This is a genomic window from Mesorhizobium sp. M8A.F.Ca.ET.021.01.1.1, from assembly GCF_003998025.1.
Lineage (GTDB): Bacteria > Pseudomonadota > Alphaproteobacteria > Rhizobiales > Rhizobiaceae > Mesorhizobium.
Map to the genome: position 1 here is coordinate 1 of NZ_RZSJ01001076.1, position 573 is coordinate 573.

The following is a 573-nucleotide window of genomic DNA, read 5'->3' on the forward strand; positions in this document are numbered from 1 at the left end:
CGAAGGCGAGGAACCCGTCTTGTAGTCCAGAATGTCGGCCATGCCGCCGGCCAGCAGGTCGACCCTGTCGGCGTAACCGGACAGCGTCACCCCGGACTGTCCGACGACGGTTTTCCCAGCCCTCTCCTCGGCATGCCGCTGGACCACCGCATCGGCGCGCGTGCGCTCCCATTCGATGATGTTGGCGGCGAGCTTTTCGAAACGCGGCCACCACACGGCCTCGACATCGGCCGGAAGCGCCGCCTCGGCAAAACAGGCACGGCCGGCGGCGATGAGCCCGGCCAGCGCGTCCGGCGCGCGCGGGTCGGCCACCTCGGAGGAGAAGAGATGCAGGATGGCGTGAAACAGCGTGCCGCGCTCGGCCGCGCCCGGATCACGGATGAGCGGATCGAGCGGCATCAGGCCGAGGATCCTTCGGGCGTAGATGGCGTAGGGGTCGCGGCGCAGCGTCTCGATCTCGGTGACCGAGAAATGGCCCGGGCGAACCGGCAATGGCGGTTTCGGCTGCGGCCGCGGCGCGAAATCCCGCTTCGGCCCTGTGTCGAGCGCGCGTGCCCAGGCAAGCAATTCATC

General features: G+C 69.1%; 1 protein-coding gene. It reads right to left on the bottom strand.

Features of this window, described 5'->3' with window-relative positions; genetic code table 11:
* Window positions 1-573 (bottom strand): PD-(D/E)XK nuclease family protein (locus EOA36_RS36685; protein WP_189553574.1); only part of this gene is annotated, 573 nt, incomplete at both ends.